We start from the raw sequence: 20518 nt of genomic DNA on the forward strand, positions 1-20518 counted from the left end.
CGTGTATTTTCAGTGCTGGTAGGTCATCTTGGAGAAAATAGTGGAACAAAGGACATGAAATCTGGATTGGTCGATCCCTTTGATTGCCGCTTGCGCAATAATGAGCTGCAGCTGCTTCTCCAATCGTTCGGGAAGATCGGGTTCCGCTTGCGTTTGCAAGCCTGGAGGACTCACCTTCGCTCCGTGCCGACGATCGATTACAATATAGCCTTCCTGCTTCAATATCGAATAGGCTTTATTGACCGTCATTACATTAATGCCCAAGTCATCCGCCAACTGGCGAACAGTGGGCAGTTTCTCTTGTTCTGCTAACTCGCCCGTAGCGATTCCAATGACGATTTGATTACGCAGCTGTTCAAAAAGAGGTGTCTCGCTGTCTAGTTGTATGGAAATCACCATCTTTGGTCGCCTCCTCTATTCCTGTTTAACTCTCTATTCACACCTTTGTTTGCATCCAAAATAATCCAACAACTAAGTATTATATATAGTAATACAGATAATACACAAAGTCCATATGATATGCCTCCAACGCATCAAAAAGGCACAGCCTCCTATCATCAGGAGCATCTGTGCCTTTTTACCGTTTATTCAATTAACTCCAGCTTCACGTTCAACACGGACGTCATCAATCCCGGAAATAATTGCTCGAGGTCGTCTGTCCGCAAGGAATAGAAATGCTGCGTCCCCTCAATTCTTACCTTGGCCACACCTGCCTCCCGGAGGACTTTTAAATGATGGGTCAGCGTCGACTTGGGCATCAAGTCATGATAGATCGTACAGCTCTCTTCCGCATCGTCTTTGAGGCTCAATACGATCTGAAGCCGTCTCGGATCGCTCAAGGCATGCAGAACAGAGGATAATCGAATTTCGCTTGTTTGGGGTTGATATTGTTTTCTCATAAGAAAAGAATAGCACATTCGCAACCATTATTCAATTTACTAACGTACCAATAGTTTAGTACTTTAAAATAATGGTTGACTTCCCATTCCCGTATGTTATTATCCTATTGTACTAAAAAACTCGAACAACAAACATTCAGTCACCTTAAGAATAAGCTCAACAACCTGCAGAAGGAGTGTGAATATTTGAATAGGTTTCAAGATCCATCAGAACGCTTACCCGCTGCTTCACTACCCGCAACATGCTGTCCTCGCCTACGTCGTTTCGCATCGAGTTTTCTTGCAGCCGGCCCGGAATCCAGGACCAACGATAATCCCCCAACCCAATTATAAGGAGAGATCCATATGACTACGTACAGAGCATGGATGGTATATATTCTTGCGTTCGGCGTGTTCGGCATCATCAATACAGAAATGGGCGTCATCGGTATTATGCCCCAAATCGCTCAAAAATTCGGGATAAGCGCATCCCAAGCCGGTTTGCTTGTCAGTCTCTTCGCTCTGGCTGTCGCGATTGCCGGCCCCGTGATGCCCATGCTTCTATCGGGAATCAATCGCAAACGATTAATGCTCCTCGTCATCGGACTTTTCGTGATTTCCAATGTCGTATCCGTATATGCGCCTAACTTCGCCATCCTTCTTATCGCTCGGATCTTCCCCGCCTTCCTGCATCCGGTCTTCTTCTCCGTGGCGTTCGTGGCCGCCGCGAATACCGTCAGCAAAGAAAAGGTCGCGCAAGTGACCTCCAAGGTGTTCATGGGCGTGACCGCCGGCATGGTTATCGGCACGCCGATCTCCTCTTTTATCGCCGATACGATATCCCTTGAAGCCTCGCTTTGGTTCTTCGCCATCGTGAATGCGACGACCTTTATCGCAATCAGTCTCTTCATACCCTCCATGCCGGTTAAGGAGAAACTCACCTATGGAGCTCAGTTGAGCGTCTTGAAAAAACCGATCGTCTGGATTAGCATTGCAACCGTCATTGCCATTAACTCAGCCATGTATGCCATGTACAGCTTCTTCGCCGAGTATCTCAATGCAGTGACGCATATGTCGGGCAAACAAATCAGTCTCATGTTGATCCTGTTCGGCTTAACCGGCGTTGCAGGCAATCTCTTGGCCGGCAAATCTCTGAGCCGTAAAGCCATTCAAACTGCGCTGCTATATCCACTTGCACTCGGAGCGATCTATACGCTCGTATTCATCTTCGGTAATTATTCCGCTCCGATGATCATCCTTATCGCGGTCTGGGGCATCCTCTTCACCTTGGGACTTAATATTTCGCAATATTGGATTACTTCCGCCGCCCCGGATGCACCCGAATTCGCCAACGGCTTGTTCGTCGCCTTCGCCAACCTAGGCGTCACCGTCGGTACGTTCATTGGCGGATTCTTCATCTCGGGAATGGGCACGAAGTACGCGGTCATAGCCGGCTTGCTGTTCCTGGCGCTTAATCTAGTACTGATCATTGTGAGAGCTTCCATCTATAGTCCTCGGCATGTGAAAGTTGAGAAGCCTTCAGCAGCGTGAAGATCATACAAACAAGGAGCAGCTGCCGATTCGACAGGTGCTTCTTGACTCCCCCTTGATTTAAGTCAATGAACCGTCACCGCCCGCCTAGTACAATGAGTTCAAAACAAACAACTAGGAGGTTCATTGATGGTTCACTTAAGCAAAGAACGGACGAATGAGAGAAAGGCCGCTATAACCGCGGGTACGTCGCTTGTCATTATGGCGCTTGCTGCAGTTTTTTCGTATGGCTATGTCCATGGGAGCCTTGTGGAGCAAGGCGATGCCTCCGCCACATTTCATAATATCATGTCATCACGTTTGCTTTTCGCGGCTGAAATCTTGGGTTGGTTCATCATTCTGATCTGCGACATCGTGGTCGCTTGGGCTTTATATATTTACCTGAGGCCCATTCATCCACGTCTGTCCTTGTTCGGTGCATGGCTCCGTCTTGCCTATGCGGCCATATTGGGAGCAGCCATACTGAAACTGATAGTGGTATGGCTTCGCTTGAACGGTACCGACGATTCCTTATTATTGGAGACGGATCAAAATCAAGCACAAGTGATGCAGGATTTGAAAGCATTCGAATCCATCTGGTCGATTGGTTTAATCATTTTCGGCGTGCACTTACTGCTTGTTGGCCGTTTGGCTTTTCAATCCGACGGCATCCCTAAAGTCATTAGTATCTTGGTGTTGATTGCTGCAATTGGTTATATTGCCATTCATCTATGCAGCACGTTTTTCCCACAATTCGATGAGCTCATTACGATGTTTAAGCTTATATTTACGGTGCCCATGAGCGCGGGAGAATTGGGATTTGGGCTATGGCTGCTAGCAAGAGGACAGAAAGTTTCTAAAAAAGGCGTGATCCCGGCCTAATTATGATCTTGATGGACCCGCTTCTTAATTCTGCTTAACGACTCCGGGGTGATACCGAGATAACTCGCCAACTGATGCTGGGGCACCCGATCGATTAAATGCGGTCGTTTCAGGACTACTGATTTGTAGCGTTCTTCAGGCGTAGAAGCGATAAAGGCGGCGAATTCCTCTTGCACTTGACCAAAGTTTCCCTCGATCATCCTGCGCGTCATGGATTCCAATTGCGTGTATTTGTTATACATGTCTTGTTCGTCATCCAGGTCTCCAACGACCAACACCGAGTCTTCCAGACATGTAAACGTGTACTCCGATGACTTATCTTGTTTGTGATGATTGAAAATCGAAATGGCTTGCTCTTCCGTGTAGAAATTAGAGGTGACTTCTTTGCCCGCTTCATCGATCGCATACTGCCTTACGCATCCCTTTAACACGAAGTAACATCTGGTAGGAACATCGCCTTGTCTAAGGAGAACCGTTCCTTTTTTATATTCTTCGATGCATATCTCTTGCACGATCGCCTGCTGTTCTTCTTCGTTAAGCGACGTGTATCTCGTCAAATACGCGAACAATATATTATTCATGCTGTTTTCCTTTCATCTCGTGGTTTAGGCAGACGCTGGCCCTGGAGTACTAAGCATGGTTTCTTTTTCTCTTCCATACTACCACCCCCAAGACGAACAAGGTTAGAGCAGCCGCAACAATTGCAAGGATGATGATCGATCGGTTAGCCTCTTGAGGCATTGGCGTCTGAAAAGGTTCGTATCCTTCTCCCAGTGCTTGAAGCTCCGTTTGTGCGGACGCGAGCGTCTTATTGCCTTCGCAAAGGCCTGTTGCCAGGTGATCCATATCCCCGTAAGCAAAAACGATGAATTCCGCATCCGCTTCGAATCCCTCGTATCCGCAGCTGGACGAGCTCCGTGCGGTATAAACCGTCGTATTAGAACCCACTTCGCCTTTCCATACTCGCTTCACTTCGAATTGAATCTTCACCTCGTCCGCGCTCGACCATAGCTTCCCCTTAGCAGGCTCGGTCACGCTTCGTACTTTACCCGTGAAAATGGCGGTCTTTCGGCTCAACTGATCTTCTATGCTCGGCGGACCCGCACAAGAGCAGGCATGAACACGCGAAGGCTGGACTACAAACAGCATCGTCACCGCGAACAAAAGAATAAGTATTCCCTTTGTTGTTCTATTCCACATTCCGAGATCATTTCTCCCGCCCATGCCCGTCATGCCGTGGTGCGAGGAAACCAAGAGGAGTGCTGACGGCCCACTTGAACTGCTTCGCTTCGTTTATCCGATTATTCTTACGAATCCTTTCAACAGCATGAACGTACAGTATAGAAGTCCTAACAAAGCTGGAGGAAGAGACATGAACTTGACCACAGATCAACGAACCGTGCTGCTAGCCTTGACCACGGAATGGCTGTCATCCGTGCAGCTCTCCGAACGTTTTTCCAAAGAATCGGGAAATCAATTCATCGTAAATCAGTCGCTAAAAGATTTAGTGAAGGCAGGCTTGGTGCAAGCGAATTCCGTTGTGTTCGGTCTATATCGATTAACCGCGGACGGCACGAAGCTCAAAGAGGTAGAATTGGCCGAGAAGTAGTGAAGTCTCTGCAACTCGATTATTATTTGAGAGCTTGCTCTTGAATGAAAAGAAGGCAGCCGGTCGTTTATCCGGTTGCCTTCTTCATGTGTTTATCGCATCGTTTATTGCATGATAAGGCTCGTGTCTCCGTCAACTGCCAAGCTCATCGGCCGAGGGACCATACATGCCCGGCACCGGCAGATTGAGGAGCCGCAGATATACCCCTAGCTGTGCCCGGTGGTGAACCAAGTGGTTCAAACCGATGGCACGAAGCGCGACCGCCCGCGGCTGACGGTGGATAATCTGGACGCCATTACGCAGCGTCCACTCCTCACCGAGCATCTCCACGCTGCTCTCAGCAAGTATGTTCTGGACTTCGCAAGCCCTAACGTCGAACTCTTGAAGAACCGCCGCCGGGCTCTCCAGCGCTTCCCGCCGAGATGGCACGGACGCCAAATCGAACTCCGCGTTTACGAGAATGGCTGATTGCCAGTAAAGCAGGTTAACGACGTGCGTGGCCAGCTCGCCAAGTCTCATGGACTTCTCGTGCGGTTTCCATGCCATGTGCTCCTGAGGCAGGTGCTCCAACATGCGACGCGTATTTGCCAACTCCTGCAACACATCTCCGATGATTAGTTCTTTTACCATTCAACTCGCTCCCATCTCTTGTTTTTGCATACTAACACTCATCATAACGTTTCAGACGCATGGACTTTGAAATTCAAGCTGTTTGTATTACTTAACCTAATCAGCTTCTCCTTGTATCGGTCTAACTCCGCCTCGTCCATTTCGTTACATAAGCCTTCCCACTAAGTAAACGCTAAACACGACACTGCTTGCCGCGAGCATAAATCCTCCGACCTTATAGCTCAAAGAGGCTCCCCAATCATGGGGGTATTTCTTCGAAATGAACACGGCCGGAACCCAAAACACCATTGCGGCTATAAATGGAATGTGAAAGCCATCGCTTCCATTCGTGTAGATATCCCAATTGAATCGCTTAAACAGATAATGGCTGAGCATGAAGTCATTTTGAAATTTAAAGTTAAATAAAAACCCGATGATAAGAACAACGACTGCGAATGTTCCAAAACCGACGGATCGTTTAAAGGTCATAGCGCTCGCTCCTTGGCATTGGAGGCTGCCCAATGGCAAGCTCCTCTACTTCTTATCTTTCATGCTCATCAACCCTATGCCCAGACAGACGACGATGATGATGAACAGCAACGAAATACCGGGAATTGCGGCGCTTCCGGAGCTGATCGATCCACCGCCTTGAACGAATACGGCCCCTTTTTTGATCGATTCCGACAGTTGATCCAAACCGTACGCGATCACGATACTAATGAGCGAAAATCCGATTAAAATAGCACCTGCTAGTTTGTTATTCATTTTAGTTGCTCCTCCAATCATAGTTATGGAAAAATCCTCCATAAACGAGGACGAAAAGAAAATACAAATGTTGCATTATTCGTTCTCGAGGATAAGGGCCGGCTGTTCTTCTTCTTGAACTTTGACGAAGAAGCCCTTCATCGTTTGCGGTTGCGATGCGAATTGCTTGTCTCCCAGCGTACCGGATAGAACCAGTACTTCGTCTGTGAGAATAGGTTGATTAACCATCATTTTCGGCGCCTCGTCCTGGGACATATCTTGCACCGTGTTGTCTACTAATGGCTGTATCCATTCAATTACATAGGGCTTCTTTCCTTCGTTTCTTATGGTAACAGTAACGCCTCGTTCTTGACCGTCGTTGAGGTCATTCAGTTCAATATCGCTCAGTTTCAAATCCATTCCAACCTGCAGTAACCCCTTCACGCTGGACACGATGGAGCCGTCTTTACGATCCACATAATAAATGACTGCCGGTGTATTCAAAATAGCAGGATGCCCGGCAGCATTCAGATAAACCTGCCATACGTTGACGAATTTATGATGAGCGAGCGAGAACGTATGGCGAGCCGATGTTTCTTGATTGAATCGATTCCATATTTCCACGCCGGTATAGCCATCCTTTGCAGCCTGGGAAAGAGCGATGTATTCGGCTTCTTCTTCCGATATCGACTTCTCCTTGCCAAAAATCAGGATCGAACAAGTCAGTAGAAGCGCGAGCGCAATTCCAAAGCGATAATAGTTCCTCATGTATGCCCCCTTTCAATTTATAACCTAAATTTTACCACATCGGAGAATCGTCTGATGAACAGGGAGCATTAAATTTCCCCAAAATATAATGGCTCTCTTCGTATCTATTGCGGCGGATCCGATTCCATAGGCTACGATTTCGTCCTTCAAATTGCCGATTCTCCCGGCCTCATGCAGCATGAACAAGCCCCTGACCTTACGGTCGGGGGCTTGTTGTTATATGCGTATGCTTTTATGATTCTATGCTCTTAGGCTACTATACGCTTATCCTTTTATGCTTCTATCTCTTGTACTCGTATGCGCTTATGCTCTCGTACCGCAGCGCTTATACGCTTGCCGCTTCTCCCCGTACGATCCGCAGCACGCGGTCCGGATAATTCGTCGTGATCCGCATCCCAGGATATTCCTGAATGATTCGCGCCAGCGTCTCCGGCTCGTCGACCGTCCAGACCCCGATATCGATTCCCAGCCCCGTCATCTCGTCGAACAACTCGCGCGTAACGAACGCATAATGCATCGACAAGCACGTCGCTCCCGCATAACGCAGCTGTTCCGCGAGCAGCGTCGGCTTGCCGAGGAAGATTAGTCCCGTACGAATGGAAGGGTCGATCCCGTGCGCCCGCTTCATCGAATCGTGATTGAAGGAGGACAGCACCACCTGCTTCTGCATGCCATGCCGCTGAACGAGCGAGATGACCTCCTCCTCGATGCCCGCGTATTCGTTGGCCAGCATCTTCAGCTCCACATGCAGCGTGCAGCGGCCCTTCGCAAGCTCCAGCACTTCCTCGAGCGTCGGGATCCGCTCATCCGCGAACGAGGCAGCGAATTTGCTTCCCGCGTCCCACTGGCGCAGCTCTTCCAGCGTATAAGCCGCTACCGGACCCGAACCGTTCGTCGTCCGGTCCAGCGTATGATCGTGGATGACGATAGGCACGCCGTCCTTGGAGAGGTGCACGTCAAGCTCGATCATCGCAATATCCGGTTCGCCGAGCGCCAGCTTGAAGGCCGCCATCGTATTCTCGGGCGCCTCGCCCGAACAGCCGCGGTGCGCTACGATCGTTACCTTATTCTCGTTCATCTTCTCCATCATCCTTTCATCATCCCTTCCAATCTCTTATTTGACGCCGTTGTACACGAACGCCTTGATAATCTGCCGCTGCGACAAGAAGAAGACGACCAGGATCGGCGCGACCAGAATCAGGTTACCGGCCATTAGAATATTCCAGGTCGCGACGCCTTCCACTTCACGGATCTTGGCGATGCCGAGCGGCAGCGTTCTCGCCGTTTCGTTGGTGGTCATGACGAGCGGCCAGAAATAGTCGTTCCAATGGGCGATGAAGCTGAACAAGGCGAAGGTGACCAGCACCGGCTTCACGAGCGGCACCATGATCCGCACGATGATTTTCCATTCGGCCGCCTGGTCCAGCCGGGCCGCTTCGATCAGCTCGTCCGAGATTTGCATGAACGCCTGCCGCAGCATGAAGATGCCGAAGGCGCTGGACGCGAAGGGCAGAATGAGTCCCAGATGCGTATTGAGCAGCTTGAAGGCGCTTAGCTCCAGGTACACGGGCAGGAAGATCAGCTGGGCCGGAATCATGAGCGTGACCATGACGATGCCGAACAGGAAGCCCGAGCCGACGAACTTGTACCGGGCAAACGCATAAGCGGCCGGAATAATCGTCAGCATCTGCAGAATCAGAATGCCGCCCGCGATGATGATGCTGTTCTTGAAATACTTCAGGAACGGTCCCGTGTTCCAGGCATCCGCGTAATTTTTCCAGACGGGATTGTCCGGAATCCACTGCGGCGGGAAAATCATCGTCTCCGGCAGCGTCTTGAGCGACGTGGAGAGCATCCAAATGAACGGCAATGCAAAGAACAGTACCAGCGCCAGCAGGGCGACAATATTCAATACGCGCAAAATGGCGAATATTGCCTGCCTGATCGTCGCTTTGCGGGTACGAACATGGGTCAACCGATTACCGGCGGCGGCAGTCCCGATGGGGGATCCGCCGATCATATCGTCTGCGGTTTTCAAGAGCTTCACCTCCTCTTAACGGTAATGAACGCGCTTCGACAACAGTTTGAAGTAAATGATCGTAAGTACCCCGACGATGAACAACAGGATGACGCCTGCCGCGGAGGCATACCCGATCTTGAAGAACCGGAATCCGTTCTCGTAGATGTAATAGACCAACGTGTTCGTCGAATTGATCGGACCGCCCTGGGTCATGATCGCGATGGTCTCGAATACCTGGAACGAACCGATCATGTTGATGATCACCAGGAAGAAAATCGAAGGCGACAGCATGGGCAGGGTCAGCTTCAGGAACGTCGCCCACGGCTTGGAACGATCCAGCGTCGCCGCTTCGTAGATATCCGGCGGAATGCTCTGCAGTCCCGCGATGAACACCAACGCGTTGTAACCGAGTCCCTTCCATACGGCCACGATGACGAGCGAGACGAGCGACGTGCTCGGATGGGACAGCCACGCCAGCTTGCCGAATCCGACGAGCCCGATTACCCAGTTCAGCAGTCCGTATTCAGGGTCCATCAACCAGCTCCATAACAGCGAAATGGACACGAGCGAGATGATATGCGGGCTGAAGATCGCGCCTTGCACGAAGCCATGGAAGACGCTTTTGCGATTCAGCCACAGCGCGAGCAGCAGCGCGAGCACGGTCGTCAACGTCACCGTGAGGAGCGTGTAGATCGTCGTATTGGAGAGCACCTGCCGGAAATCCGGATCGGTCAGCAGGTCCTTGAAGTTCTGGAAGCCGACGTACGTCTTGTCCGGGCTGACGAAATTCCAGTCGAACAGGCTCAAGTACATCATGTAGAAGATCGGATAAATGAAGAACAGGGAGAACACGATAATGGCCGGAGCGACCATGCTGTACGGACGGAGCTTTTCCCATACGCTCATCTTATCTTCCTCCAGCCGCCGCAGGATGTTTCGAGCTTGCCTCGACGCCGCGCAGCCTTTCCCCGTTCAGTCCGAAATAGTAAAGCCGGTCGTACGGAATCGTCACCTTCACGTGCCGCGTCGTCTCCAGAGGCGCGAGGAAGGCCTTGACGAAGAACACGCCGGTTCGCGACTGGATCTGATAAATATTTTCCGCTCCCAGGCTCTCGCGGGTCAGAATCTCGCCTTCCATCTCGTACCCTTCGATATCCGCGCCCGCGCCGATCAGCGCCTGCTCCGGACGAAACCCGACATAGCCCGCGAACGCCGCCGACTGGATCTCCAGCCCCTGCATATCCCGCATATCCATCATGTTCATGGCCGGCGTTCCGATGAACTCCGCGGTAAACTGGTTGGCCGGATCGTGATAAAGCTTCATCGGCGTATCCGCCTGCTGGATGACGCCCTTGTTCATGACGACGATCTCGTCGCCCATCGACATGGCCTCCACCTGATCATGCGTCACGTAGACGAACGTGGTTCCAAGACGCTTGTGCAGCTGAATCAGCTCGGTTCTCATCTGGTTGCGCAGCTTGGCATCCAGATTGGACAGCGGCTCGTCGAGAATGAAGACCTTCGGCTGCTTCACCATCGCCCTGGCGAGCGCCACCCGCTGACGCTGCCCGCCGGACAAGTTCTGGGGCTTCTTGTTCAGATGCGGCGCCAAGCCGACAATTTCGCAAATGTCCATGATCAGCTTCTCGCGCTCCTGCTTCGCGATGCCCATGTTCTTGAGGCCGAATTCGATATTGCCGCGAACGGTCATATTCGGATACAGGGCATAATTCTGGAAAACCATCGCTACGTCCCGCAGCCCTGGCGGCGTATCGTTCACGCATTTGTCGTCGATCCAGATTTCGCCGCCGCTTTGCTTCTCAAGCCCCGCGACCATGCGCAGCGTCGTGGATTTGCCGCAGCCCGACGGTCCGACGAGCACGGTGAACGAGCCGTCCTTGATGGTCAGGTTCAAATTCTCGATGATGGTCTCATCCTTGAATTTCTTGCTTATCTGCTTCAACTCGATCTTCGCCATCCGCTGTATTCCTCCTTATAATGGATGTCTGAATCGCGCGCATCAGCTGCGCCAACTCTTCCAAACGGTGAAGCCGCAAGTCCCAGACCTCCGGATCGCTGCTCGGGTATGGGGAAATGAAACAGGTCCGTCCGCCCAGCTTCTTGACCGGGTGCAGATCGTTCCACGGGTTGTCCCCGATCGACAGAATCTCATGAGGGAGGTAGCCTTGCTCCAGCAGGGACGCGATATACGACTGAAGGCCCGCGGGCTTATTCGCGCCGTACGCCTTATCCCCGAACAAATGGCCGATCCCCATGTAGCCCACGAACGCGACGCCGGACTCGAGGTGGGTGTTGGTCATGAGGCTTTTCTTCTCGACGGCGGTGAGCTCTTCAATGGCACGGAACAAGTCGTCGTGACATGCGAAGCGATAAGGCGGGAGAAGCATCTCTTCGCGGACGCGTTCGAAGGCCGATCTCAATTGCTGCTCGGAAAGCTTGAATCTATGGCTGAGCGCCGCCGCGATTCCCCATGGGTCGCCAATATAGATCAGATGAGGCTCATGCGCGGAGAGAGATTCATAGGCTTGCGCCGGTTCGTCTCTCGCCATCCCGTCCCAAGTCATGCTCCGGACGAAACGTTCTCCCTCCCGCACCAGGCCCACATCGTTCCTCGTGTGGTAAAAATGGCCGAATCGGATCGCATGCCGGTCAGCCAGAATCGCTCTGCCTAAGCGCATGGCCGCCTCGGTCTCTCCTTCGTGCTCCGTTCCTTCCAACAGGTAACGGATATATCGCTCCAGATAGGTGTCATCCTGGTAGAGCGTTCCGTCCATATCGAATACGACCACTTTAATCGCAGACAACCACGTCTCGTTGTACATAAGCTGCAACCTCTCCGCTCTTAGAATGGAACGGGGAAGGCTTCCGCGAAGCGAAAGCTTTCCCCTTGGCTAGTCAATTACTGGGACTCGGCGAACGGACAGCCGTTATTTGGCAAGCAGCTTGTTGGCTTTCTCCGCGGCTTGATCGAGCGCTTCCTTCGGGGTCGTCTTCGGATCGAGAATCGCCTTATCGATCGCTTCCTTCAGAATCTTCGCCACTTCCGGATACGCGTTCTCCATCGGGCGCGGTCTGGCGTATTCCAATTGGTCCACGGCGACCTTGAACTGCGGGAATTCGGCAAAATGCGCCTTCAGCTCGTCGCTCTCGACGGCCGACATGCGGGTCGGCAGGTAACCGACATGCTTGTGCTGATAAATGGTGTTTTCCTTCGACGTCATCCATTTGAGGAATTCCCACGCCGCTTGTTTCTCCTCGTCGCTGCTTTTCGAGGTCATGACAAGCTGACAGCCGCCGGTCGGCACGCCGTAGCTGACATTGGCAGGCATGAACGCCGTGTCCATCTCGAAGCCGTTGCCCTTCGCGATCTCCATGCTGCCGGTTACGCCGGCCGTCGAACCGAACTTGAAGGCCGACAGCTGGTTAGCCCAATCCTTATCCGCGGTCGGTCCCGCTTCGTCGCCCATCGGGATCTTGATCAGCCCTTCGCTGGACAGCTTCTTCCAGAATTCGACCGGCTTCACGCCTTCAGGCGAATTGAACGCCGCCGATTTGCCGTCGTCGCTCAGCATTTTGCCGCCGCTTTGGGCCACTAGGCCTTCGTAATACCAGATATCGGCCGGTACGGTCATGCCCATCTTGCCTTTCTTCTTCAGGACGCGGGAATATTGCTCCAGCTCGTCCCATGTCTTCGGACCGGCCGGGTCGAGTCCGGCATCCTTGAGCATCGTGACGTTCTTGTAAAGGATCGGGGTGCTGCGCATGAACGGCAGGCCGTACAGCTTGTCGTCCACGTAGGCATTGCCCATTAAGCCCGGATTGAAGTCGTCCAGCTGCAGCTGATCCTTGTCTCGCTCCGCATAAGTCGTCAACTCTTCCAGCATGCCGGAATGCGCGAATACGCCGGTGGACGAGATCTCGAGATCGGTGACCGCCGGCGCGTCCCCTGCCGCGAAAGCGGCTTGGACTTTGGCGTGAAGATCTTCATAGTTGCCTTGGAACTCGGCCACGACTTCGATTTTGTCCTGCGACTCGTTGAAGGTCTGAACCATGTGCTTCTTCGCTTCTTCGATCTTGTCTCCGAACGCGTACCAGTATTTAATGACGATCTTCTTGGATGCGTCGTCTTTTGCCGGCTCCGCGTCGGCTCCGGCTGCGGCGTTGTCCGCTCCCTTGTTCGTACCTGCGTTGGCGCCGGCATTCGCGCCTGCGCTCGTGTCGTTCGTTTTCTCTTCTCCCGCTCCGCAAGCCGAGAGTACCCCTGTCATCAGCACCGCTAGCGTCACTGCAGTAAGCTTCTTAACCATTGTCCCATCCTCCACCTTTTCTTCTCTGAGATACGAACGGGGGCGCAAAAAAAGAAACCTTAATCCTGCCGAGGACAGCTTGCATGTCCTCGCGCGGATAAGGTTTCTCCACTACTCCAACCGATCGCTATTTACTTTTCATATCAAATGATACAGGAGGTTCGTTAACGCCGTGTTAGCGGTTTGCAAAGATTATGTGGATTTTCATTCAAATAATCCGCCGGTCCTTCTTCTGATCCGAAGCAGGTCCCGCGCCGCGCCACAGCTCGGGCTTGGACGTCGAAATCGCCGCCGCGCCGTTCCGGAGACACTCCTCGACATGACCCTGCTCGTACAGCAAGCCGCCGGTGATGATCGGCAGCGAGGTGAACGCCTTCACCTTGCCGATCATGTCGGGGATGCGGGCAGGCATGACTTCGATGACGTCCGGCTCGCTTTGGCAGAGGCTCTTGGCGATGTTGTCCAAGCCTTCGCTGTCGACGAGGAAGAAGCGCTGAATGGTGACCAGCCCCATTTTTTTGGCGGTTTTGATCACGTTGGTTTTCGTCGAAATAATGCCGGTCGGCTTGATCGCCTTCGCCAGATAGTCCAGTCCGTAATTGTCCGTGCTGAGGCCCCCTATTTTCTCCAGATGCAGGAAGACGGGGAAGTGATGCTCTTTGAATACGTCCACATAGCCTTTCACCACGCCGATATGTCCGGTTAACAGGAAGATTCCGCTCAATTGACTGCGCAGCGACAGGGCGATCTCGATATGCCTCGGGTCTTTGATGGAAGCGATCATTCGATGTGCGGCGAGGCCTTTCAAGAAGGCGGCATGGTTCGCGGCGTTCGCGGCGTTCCTCATTCCTTTCGCCTCCATTATTGGGGCTGCGCCGCCGCGACGGAAATCTCGGACCGACGGTCCGCCTCTTGTCCGCGCGCGTTCGGAGTCGGGTGAAAATGCGAGATATGCCGGTGCATCGTGGCCGCATGCGCCATCATGTCCTCGTCCATCATGTCCACCGCGGAGATTCGGAGTTCCTCGCCTTCCAGCTCCACGATCCGGAACCCGGGCTGATCCAAACAAGCCGCGAGCTGCACGAAGGTCCAGTTGTTCTGGGCAACGATCGAATTCACATGGGTATGTCCGTTGAAATAGACGCCCGCCCCCTGTTTCCGGTTCAGAATGCGCCACATGTCGATGCTCGGATGGATGGAGCCTTTGTCGATCTCCGAGCGTGCCGTCGTCCGGTACACGGGATGATGACCGAAGACGAGCAGCGGCTTCGTGCCCGATTCCTCCACCCGCGCCTCCAGCCACTGCAGCTGCTCGTCGTCCATCCAGCCGCTCCAGTCCGCGGTATCCATCTCCCTGGCCGTGTCCAGGAAGACCAGCATCGCCTCGTCCGTGTCGATCGCGCGATAGCGCTGCTGCCCCGTGATCGCGAGCACCTGCTCGCGCGTCTGCGAGTACACGTCATGATTGCCCAGCACGTGGATGAATGCCCGGTCATCGCGCCGCAGCAGCGCGCCAACCTCCCGCAGCTCCGAAGGTGATCCAAAATTCGTCAGGTCCCCAAGCGATATATGCAAATCGGCGTCGATATTCAGAAAATGATCCAGCAAGGTGTGGTAGAAAGCAGTTCTAGCCTCCGGCAGCCCCGGAATCGCAGCATCGATCTCGTGATAATGCAAGTCGCCCATCAGAACCAATCTCATTACTATTCTCCTCCTGGAAAACCAAATTTACCGTTCCCTCCCATGCTAATGGTCAAGTATTGCTTGTCCATTAAGCCGATAAGAACATTTTGTAAAGGTCTATGAAAACCGGAAGAGGAAAAGTCACGCGGAGAATGGTGGTTCATGCCGCGTAGAGCGCCAAGAAAGCCAGCCCCTTGAACCTCGGACTGGCTTCCTTGTACGCCCAGCAGCGCTTGCTCTGCCTCAATCTTGATTTAGTTTCCGATACAGCTTGTTGTCCCATCCTTCCCTGCCCGCCGCATGGTCGTACGCGAGCCATATATCCATCGTCCCGCGCGAACGATTATTCCAATACGGATAAGGGATGGCCACCAGCGGACGGCCGCCGGCGTCTTCCGTTCGGATGATAACGGCGCCGTCGAAAAAGGCGGGATCGTACTGCGTCTCGAATACGGGCGAACGAGGGAGCTTGCGATTCAAGCGCACTTGTTTATCCAACGCCTCCCGCGCATAGTTGACGATACCGCCGTCGTCGTAACGCTCGTTATCCATGGACTCCAGGCAGTACAGCACAGGCCCTCGTCTGATCGCCGCCCGGTTGTCGTGGGTGGCTACGTTCGGATGCGTCCCGATCAGATCGACGGACAGACCGAGATCCAGTCGGATGACGTCATCCTTGCTCCATGTCCGGTTCAGCACCGCATAACCTTTATTCATTTCGTAGGCTGCCGTTTGACCGTTGACGGTAATGGCGTAGCGCATGCACCATTCGGGAATTCGCACGCGAACGTCGAACCGCGCCTCCCGTTCCGGCATAACCGAGATCGCCACCGCTCCGTCCCATGGATACAGGGTTTGCTGTTTCAGGCGAACCGGCACCTCGCCGACGCTGAACGCGCTCTCGCTCGCGATGAATAAATTGACATAAGCGCCATTCGCATCGTGCGCGTAAATATAAGAAGCCAGTTCCGGCAGCACCTTGATGATCATCGGCGGGCAGCACGGACAGGTATGCCATTCCCACCGATTGTGGCCGCCGTCGCTGACGAGCGGGTTCTCGTAAAAGTATTTATGCCCGTTCATGGATCTTCCCGCGAGCAGGATATTGTACAGAATCGTCTCCAGCTTATCGATGTAACGGCTCTCCCCGGTCGCGAGAAACAGGTTCCAGCTGAAGAAGCCGAGGCCTACGCCCGCGCAGGTTTCCAAATACCCGTTGTCCGGGAGCTCGTAGTCGCCTCCGAACTTCTCGTCATGATGAATAGCGCCGACGCCGCCGGTAATATGCGATTTGCGGTAGGCGATATTATCCCACAGCTTCTGGGCCATCTCCAAATACGGGGCTTCGCCGGTCGACAGGTACAGCGACGTCAAACCCGCGTAGAGCAGCGTCGCGCGTACCGCGTGCCCGACCGCTTCGTCCTGCTCCAGCACCGGCTTATGGTCTTGGGCATATTCGCCGTCATGGGAGACTCTGCCTTCGTGATTGCCCCGGTTATGGATCCAGAACGCAGCCAAAGCCAAGTAATCGGAAGCTTCGAACGGCAGGTTCAGCTTCCCTCCGAGCGCGGGCTCGTCGAGAGCCAGCTGGTGCAGCTTGAGCACCGCTTCTTCAGGCAAAGAATGCGCCGGGACGATGTTGCGTTTGGGCGGCGGCCCCATTAAGTCGCTCATATGATTGGCAAACTTGACCGCGACCTCAAGCAGCGACGTCTTGCCCGTGGCCCGGTAATGGTGCACGGCGGCTTCGATCAGACAGCCCGCGTTATACACGTCGTGCTGCCAGCGCAAGAGACCGCCGTTGTCGCCCCATCGCTGGTTGGGCCGGTCGAGCAGCGTGTACGTGTTGATATAGCCATCGCCTACGGCCTGCTGCGCCGCGGCGATTTTCGCAATGATGTCGTCGACTCTGCGGTCCAACGTTTCGTTAGGATGGACCGCCAGAATATCCGATATGCCGCGAATCGTTTCGTAGAGCAGCCCGTCGAACCAAGGCTCTCCGCTATGATAACCCCCGTCGCCTGCGGCCACGAAGTCGAAATTGCGCAGCGTTCCGTCTTGCTCGAATTTATTCAGCACGTCATGGACGGTCGTGTCGCGCAGCACCTTCAATTTCGGTCCCCAGAAGGAATCGTCGATGCTTACGGCGCGGACGGGCAGATTGCGAATGGTCTGGTACTTATAGGTTGTCGGCCGCATAGTTGCATGCGTCGTTTGGCTGGACAAGGAAAACACCTCTCTGCTCTATAGTGAATAATGAATGGCTATCCGTATCACTCGTATGATAACGATGCTTGGGGATTCATTTTCTTAGGAAAATTATGCTTGAAATTCATTGTTCGGACAATTACGCTTCGTTTAGCCATTCGCGTAGCGCGATTGCGACCGTGTCGGCCTCATGCGCCGCGGCGCCGCGCACTTCCTCCGGTGCGTGGGACATCGCTATGCTGCGGGAGCATGCCCGAAACATCGCCAGATCGTTGAACGAATCGCCGATGCAGGCCGTATCCGCGCGCTCGATGCCAAGCAGCTCCATTAACGCTTCCGCGGCCGAGCCTTTATCGACGCGGCCCGGCATGACATCGACGCCGTCCGGATCGGAGAACGAAGCCGTGATCCGGCTGCCGAATTGCTTCCGCAGCTCCTCAAGCAAGAATTGCAGCGCCGGAATCTCGCCGTACACGGAAAATTTCGTGATCGGCATTCCGCCTGCAATGTCCGCCGCGAGCTGCTTGCGTTCGCGCAGCGGCGTCAAGAATCGCTTGCCTACTTGCTCCGCCTGCGGATTCAGCTCCGCCACGTAATTGCCATCTGCACCGCAGACGACGGGGACGAGCCCCTCTTGGTCCGTAAACGCCAGAACGGACAACGCCAGGTCCGGATCGTAGCGAAACGACCGGACGGCTTCGCCGTCCAAGCCGACGAGATCCGCGCCGTTTTGGCAGATCGCGTAGCAAGGCACCTCGAGCAGATCCATGACCTGCTTGATCTCCGCGTGCATGCGGCCGGAAGCGAGCGCGATTACGACGCCTTGCCGATGCGCCTCCCGAATCGCTTGAATATCTTCAGCCTGGATTTGCTTCCGGCTGTCCATTAAAGTGCCGTCAATATCCGACAAAAATAGTTTCCTTCGTGATCGATCATGAACCGCCATGCGGAACGATCTCCTTTCCATCGCTTCTTGCCGCTGTATGGGCCGATTCGGCCGTCATGGCGAGCAAGGTAGAGTAATTAAGTAATAGATAAATAGAGTAATAAAGTAAGTAGGATACAAGCTGCAAATCTACTGAGTTTCACATGAGTAACGATAACATTAACGATAATGTAAAGTTACCATCCCGTATTTTGACTGTCAATACGCCATTCGGGGTCAATTCCCCTCGTTCAAATGAATACGCTTTCTTTACTCGAAGAGTCAGGTCGCTTCGCTCCCCTACCCATTCCCGCCGCTCGATTGCCTCGTGCTGTCCCTCACAATCAGTGCCGTGTCGATCACATCGCGATAGCTTTCCTTGGCGCCCGGATGATTGATCTTGTGCAGCAGGATATCAACCGCTCGCTTGGACATTTTGCCTTTGGAATTGCTGATGGACGACAATTGGAACGGCAAGAACAGCCGCGACTGGATGTTATCGAACCCGATGATGGCATAGTCCTCGGGGACCCGATGGCCGTATTTCTGCAGCACGTAGGCCGCTTCCCAGGCAATCACGTCGTTGAATGCGAAAATGCCCGTAAAATCAGCCTTCTGCTCGATCAACTGCTTGACGACCTTTCGCGTCTCTCCCGCCGTCGGCTCGACCTCGATAATCAGATCTTCGCGGATGGGCAATCCGGCTTCTCGATAAGCCCGCATGTATCCCGCCAGCCGTTCCCGGGCGCTCGAGATACGGTTAGGCCCATTCAGATAAAGCACGCGCTCATGACCAATCTCCAGCAGATGCTTGGCAGCCAAGTACCCGCCCTTCTCGTCGTCGCAGATCACATAATCGAATTCCGGCTCGTCTTCGAACCTTCTGCCGATCAGTACGAACGGAACGCCGTTTTTCTTCAAGATCCGAATCGTATCCGCGCCGCGCTGGGAGGGGCAGATGATGATGCCGTCCACGTTTTTGCCGATGGCAGTGTAGATCGCCAGCTCCTCCAGCTCGTGATCGTCCTCGGTATTAATCACGAAAATGGTATAGTGATGCTTGCGTGCAGCCTTCTCGATATCCTTGACCATAATGCCGAAATGCGGGTTCGCCACGTCGCTGACGATGACCGCGATCGTCTTCGTAAGGCCCGACCGGAGAGAGCCGGCAAGCGCGTTCCCGACGTAACCCATTTCTTTCGCCAGCTCTTTGATCACCTTCCGTGTCGCCGCCGCGATGTCCTCTTTATCCTTCAGTGCCCGCGAAACCGTGTTCACCGACAGCCCGGCCTTCAGTGCCACATCCCTGAGCGTTACCTTCTTGCCATCCATGCTCTATCTCCTTCAGGACTGAATTGTCTATGAAAACATACACCAGCATGCCCGCTATACAAACGCATAGCGAGCATAGCACTCCGTTTATTTTAACGTCAATTGCGTGGTTCGCGGCACTTCAGGATCCGCAAGGATGCCAGCACAACCAAATTACAGGTACTTCTGCAAGTTGTTCAGCACGACAGCATATCCGTTCGCGAACATGTGAATGCCATCGATGGCGTACTCCTTCTTCAAGTTGCCTTCCGCATCCGTCAGTCCCTCGTTCACGTCGATGAACGCATAACCGTACTTCTCCGTCAGCTGCTCGATGGCTCGATTCGCCTCTTGGACCGCCGCATTCGTTCGCTTCCGAAACACCTCTTCCATCGATTCTCTGGGCACGTAAGGAAATTCCGCCTTCGCGTTCACGGGATAATACGCCATCACGTAGACCTGGCAGGCTGGAAGCCGCTTGCGAATGCGGTTCAGTATCTCGTCGTAGTTCGCAAGCAGCCGCTCCAGCTCGTAGTCCGGGGCGCTAATATCGTTGGTGCCGATGTTGATGAATAGCTTGGCGGGCTCCAGCTCGAAGATGCAGGCCTCCATGGAGGCTAGCAATTCCGCCGACACGTAGCCGGCAATGCCGCGATTGTAGATGCAGTCGCTGCGGCCTATCGCCTGTTGGAGCTCGTGTATCGGGAAAAATTCCATCAGCGATGAGCCGGCCAACACGGTTTGCCCTTTCCGGGCCATCTTGTTAAGAATGCTGTATTTTCTTACCTTCTCCAGCTTCTCGTCATACACTTCCACCGGTAGAACGGCCGGCCCTCCCTGCTCCGCGGCATTGGCTGCTGGCAAATGCTCGTGATCATCCAATAATGTCATTGGTTTCGCTCCCTCTCCCACATGTTTTACCTTTATTCTAAACATTGGTGGCGTTCAAGCAAGCTCTACTGTCAAATGAACGGCCAGTATTAAATTCCCCCCAAATAAAAAGGCTCTGTTCGCATCTATGGC

Annotated in this window: 23 protein-coding genes; 3 read left to right on the forward strand and 20 right to left on the reverse strand. The window is 53.5% G+C overall.

Annotated elements, in window-relative coordinates; genetic code table 11:
* Positions 1 to 9: 9 nt before the first annotated feature.
* Positions 10 to 399 (reverse strand): GntR family transcriptional regulator, encoded by a 390-nt coding sequence (locus AC0YNU_RS17795; protein ID WP_475758965.1) that lies wholly within the window; start codon positions 397 to 399, stop codon positions 10 to 12.
* A 185-nt stretch (positions 400 to 584) separates the two neighbouring features.
* Positions 585 to 899 (reverse strand): ArsR/SmtB family transcription factor, encoded by a 315-nt coding sequence (locus AC0YNU_RS17800; protein ID WP_475758967.1) that lies wholly within the window; start codon positions 897 to 899, stop codon positions 585 to 587.
* A gap of 345 nt (positions 900 to 1244) precedes the next feature.
* On the opposite strand from AC0YNU_RS17800, the gene AC0YNU_RS17805 reads away from it, so the two are divergent.
* Both AC0YNU_RS17805 and AC0YNU_RS17810 read left to right on the forward strand, forming a co-directional pair.
* On the forward strand, positions 1245 to 2429 hold the full coding sequence (locus tag AC0YNU_RS17805; RefSeq protein WP_475758969.1) for an MFS transporter: 1185 nt from the start codon (positions 1245 to 1247) through the stop codon (positions 2427 to 2429).
* Positions 2430 to 2558: 129 nt separating this feature from the next.
* Complete coding sequence (locus tag AC0YNU_RS17810) at positions 2559 to 3290, forward strand: DUF4386 domain-containing protein (RefSeq protein ID WP_475758971.1); 732 nt, start codon at positions 2559 to 2561, stop codon at positions 3288 to 3290.
* Here the strand turns inward: AC0YNU_RS17810 and AC0YNU_RS17815 are convergent.
* Both AC0YNU_RS17815 and AC0YNU_RS17820 read right to left on the reverse strand, forming a co-directional pair.
* Positions 3287 to 3871: a Crp/Fnr family transcriptional regulator gene (locus AC0YNU_RS17815; RefSeq protein WP_475758973.1), complete on the reverse strand. Its 585-nt coding sequence runs from the start codon at positions 3869 to 3871 to the stop codon at positions 3287 to 3289. The two genes, AC0YNU_RS17810 and AC0YNU_RS17815, sit on opposite strands and share 4 nt — an antisense overlap.
* A gap of 49 nt (positions 3872 to 3920) precedes the next feature.
* Positions 3921 to 4490 carry a hypothetical protein gene (locus AC0YNU_RS17820; protein ID WP_475758975.1) on the reverse strand — a complete coding sequence of 190 codons (570 nt, stop codon included), beginning with the start codon at positions 4488 to 4490 and terminating at the stop codon, positions 3921 to 3923.
* 172 nt (positions 4491 to 4662) lie between these two features.
* Here AC0YNU_RS17820 and AC0YNU_RS17825 point away from each other — a divergent pair, with 172 nt between their 5' ends.
* On the forward strand, positions 4663 to 4899 hold the full coding sequence (locus tag AC0YNU_RS17825) for a hypothetical protein (protein WP_475758978.1): 237 nt from the start codon (positions 4663 to 4665) through the stop codon (positions 4897 to 4899).
* Positions 4900 to 5031: 132 nt separating this feature from the next.
* On the opposite strand, the gene AC0YNU_RS17830 is transcribed toward AC0YNU_RS17825, so the two are convergent.
* The 16 genes from AC0YNU_RS17830 to AC0YNU_RS17905 form a co-directional block, all read right to left on the reverse strand.
* Positions 5032 to 5529, reverse strand: coding sequence for a DinB family protein (locus tag AC0YNU_RS17830; RefSeq protein ID WP_475758980.1), 498 nt, complete (start codon positions 5527 to 5529; stop codon positions 5032 to 5034).
* A 144-nt stretch (positions 5530 to 5673) separates the two neighbouring features.
* Positions 5674 to 5997, reverse strand: coding sequence for a hypothetical protein (locus AC0YNU_RS17835; protein ID WP_475758982.1), 324 nt, complete (start codon positions 5995 to 5997; stop codon positions 5674 to 5676).
* Positions 5998 to 6042: 45 nt separating this feature from the next.
* Positions 6043 to 6273, reverse strand: coding sequence for a hypothetical protein (locus tag AC0YNU_RS17840; RefSeq protein WP_475758984.1), 231 nt, complete (start codon positions 6271 to 6273; stop codon positions 6043 to 6045).
* A gap of 75 nt (positions 6274 to 6348) precedes the next feature.
* On the reverse strand, positions 6349 to 7020 hold the full coding sequence (locus tag AC0YNU_RS17845) for a hypothetical protein (RefSeq protein WP_475758986.1): 672 nt from the start codon (positions 7018 to 7020) through the stop codon (positions 6349 to 6351).
* A 325-nt stretch (positions 7021 to 7345) separates the two neighbouring features.
* On the reverse strand, positions 7346 to 8098 hold the full coding sequence (locus AC0YNU_RS17850; protein ID WP_475758988.1) for a glycerophosphodiester phosphodiesterase: 753 nt from the start codon (positions 8096 to 8098) through the stop codon (positions 7346 to 7348).
* Positions 8099 to 8134: 36 nt separating this feature from the next.
* Entirely contained in the window at positions 8135 to 8965 is an 831-nt protein-coding gene (locus tag AC0YNU_RS17855) for a carbohydrate ABC transporter permease (RefSeq protein ID WP_475759550.1), read from the reverse strand.
* A gap of 108 nt (positions 8966 to 9073) precedes the next feature.
* Positions 9074 to 9946 (reverse strand): carbohydrate ABC transporter permease, encoded by an 873-nt coding sequence (locus AC0YNU_RS17860; RefSeq protein ID WP_475758990.1) that lies wholly within the window; start codon positions 9944 to 9946, stop codon positions 9074 to 9076.
* A 1-nt stretch (position 9947) separates the two neighbouring features.
* A complete protein-coding gene (locus AC0YNU_RS17865; protein ID WP_475758992.1) occupies positions 9948 to 11018 on the reverse strand; it encodes an ABC transporter ATP-binding protein in 1071 nt (356 codons plus the stop codon).
* Positions 10972 to 11883 (reverse strand): HAD family hydrolase, encoded by a 912-nt coding sequence (locus tag AC0YNU_RS17870; protein ID WP_475758994.1) that lies wholly within the window; start codon positions 11881 to 11883, stop codon positions 10972 to 10974. Before AC0YNU_RS17870 ends, AC0YNU_RS17865 begins: the two co-directional genes overlap by 47 nt.
* A 105-nt stretch (positions 11884 to 11988) precedes the next feature.
* Entirely contained in the window at positions 11989 to 13368 is a 1380-nt protein-coding gene (locus AC0YNU_RS17875) for an ABC transporter substrate-binding protein (protein WP_475758996.1), read from the reverse strand.
* 208 nt (positions 13369 to 13576) lie between these two features.
* Positions 13577 to 14215, reverse strand: a complete 639-nt coding sequence (locus AC0YNU_RS17880; RefSeq protein WP_475758998.1) for a glycerol-3-phosphate responsive antiterminator — start codon at positions 14213 to 14215, stop codon at positions 13577 to 13579.
* A gap of 14 nt (positions 14216 to 14229) precedes the next feature.
* Positions 14230 to 15069 (reverse strand): metallophosphoesterase family protein, encoded by an 840-nt coding sequence (locus AC0YNU_RS17885; protein WP_475759000.1) that lies wholly within the window; start codon positions 15067 to 15069, stop codon positions 14230 to 14232.
* A gap of 225 nt (positions 15070 to 15294) precedes the next feature.
* Positions 15295 to 17277 (reverse strand): glycoside hydrolase family 127 protein, encoded by a 1983-nt coding sequence (locus AC0YNU_RS17890; protein WP_475759002.1) that lies wholly within the window; start codon positions 17275 to 17277, stop codon positions 15295 to 15297.
* Between the two features lie 121 nt (positions 17278 to 17398).
* Positions 17399 to 18205, reverse strand: coding sequence for an HAD family hydrolase (locus tag AC0YNU_RS17895; RefSeq protein ID WP_475759004.1), 807 nt, complete (start codon positions 18203 to 18205; stop codon positions 17399 to 17401).
* Between the two features lie 279 nt (positions 18206 to 18484).
* Positions 18485 to 19516 carry a LacI family DNA-binding transcriptional regulator gene (locus tag AC0YNU_RS17900; RefSeq protein WP_475759006.1) on the reverse strand — a complete coding sequence of 344 codons (1032 nt, stop codon included), beginning with the start codon at positions 19514 to 19516 and terminating at the stop codon, positions 18485 to 18487.
* A 153-nt stretch (positions 19517 to 19669) separates the two neighbouring features.
* Entirely contained in the window at positions 19670 to 20386 is a 717-nt protein-coding gene (locus AC0YNU_RS17905; protein ID WP_475759008.1) for a GDSL-type esterase/lipase family protein, read from the reverse strand.
* Between the last annotated feature and the right edge of the window lie 132 nt (positions 20387 to 20518).

Source organism: Paenibacillus sp. J31P316 (assembly GCF_056269105.1).

Coding starts and splice junctions, on each gene's coding strand:
- AC0YNU_RS17795 (WP_475758965.1), bottom strand. CDS start 399: ATGGTGATTTCCATACAACTAGACAGCGAGACACCTCTTTTTGAACAG.
- AC0YNU_RS17800 (WP_475758967.1), bottom strand. CDS start 899: ATGAGAAAACAATATCAACCCCAAACAAGCGAAATTCGATTATCCTCT.
- AC0YNU_RS17805 (WP_475758969.1), top strand. CDS start 1,245: ATGACTACGTACAGAGCATGGATGGTATATATTCTTGCGTTCGGCGTG.
- AC0YNU_RS17810 (WP_475758971.1), top strand. CDS start 2,559: ATGGTTCACTTAAGCAAAGAACGGACGAATGAGAGAAAGGCCGCTATA.
- AC0YNU_RS17815 (WP_475758973.1), bottom strand. CDS start 3,871: ATGAATAATATATTGTTCGCGTATTTGACGAGATACACGTCGCTTAAC.
- AC0YNU_RS17820 (WP_475758975.1), bottom strand. CDS start 4,490: ATGTGGAATAGAACAACAAAGGGAATACTTATTCTTTTGTTCGCGGTG.
- AC0YNU_RS17825 (WP_475758978.1), top strand. CDS start 4,663: ATGAACTTGACCACAGATCAACGAACCGTGCTGCTAGCCTTGACCACG.
- AC0YNU_RS17830 (WP_475758980.1), bottom strand. CDS start 5,529: ATGGTAAAAGAACTAATCATCGGAGATGTGTTGCAGGAGTTGGCAAAT.
- AC0YNU_RS17835 (WP_475758982.1), bottom strand. CDS start 5,997: ATGACCTTTAAACGATCCGTCGGTTTTGGAACATTCGCAGTCGTTGTT.
- AC0YNU_RS17840 (WP_475758984.1), bottom strand. CDS start 6,273: ATGAATAACAAACTAGCAGGTGCTATTTTAATCGGATTTTCGCTCATT.
- AC0YNU_RS17845 (WP_475758986.1), bottom strand. CDS start 7,020: ATGAGGAACTATTATCGCTTTGGAATTGCGCTCGCGCTTCTACTGACT.
- AC0YNU_RS17850 (WP_475758988.1), bottom strand. CDS start 8,098: ATGAACGAGAATAAGGTAACGATCGTAGCGCACCGCGGCTGTTCGGGC.
- AC0YNU_RS17860 (WP_475758990.1), bottom strand. CDS start 9,946: ATGAGCGTATGGGAAAAGCTCCGTCCGTACAGCATGGTCGCTCCGGCC.
- AC0YNU_RS17865 (WP_475758992.1), bottom strand. CDS start 11,018: ATGGCGAAGATCGAGTTGAAGCAGATAAGCAAGAAATTCAAGGATGAG.
- AC0YNU_RS17870 (WP_475758994.1), bottom strand. CDS start 11,883: ATGTACAACGAGACGTGGTTGTCTGCGATTAAAGTGGTCGTATTCGAT.
- AC0YNU_RS17875 (WP_475758996.1), bottom strand. CDS start 13,368: ATGGTTAAGAAGCTTACTGCAGTGACGCTAGCGGTGCTGATGACAGGG.
- AC0YNU_RS17880 (WP_475758998.1), bottom strand. CDS start 14,215: ATGAGGAACGCCGCGAACGCCGCGAACCATGCCGCCTTCTTGAAAGGC.
- AC0YNU_RS17885 (WP_475759000.1), bottom strand. CDS start 15,069: ATGAGATTGGTTCTGATGGGCGACTTGCATTATCACGAGATCGATGCT.
- AC0YNU_RS17895 (WP_475759004.1), bottom strand. CDS start 18,205: ATGGCGGTTCATGATCGATCACGAAGGAAACTATTTTTGTCGGATATT.
- AC0YNU_RS17900 (WP_475759006.1), bottom strand. CDS start 19,516: ATGGATGGCAAGAAGGTAACGCTCAGGGATGTGGCACTGAAGGCCGGG.
- AC0YNU_RS17905 (WP_475759008.1), bottom strand. CDS start 20,386: ATGACATTATTGGATGATCACGAGCATTTGCCAGCAGCCAATGCCGCG.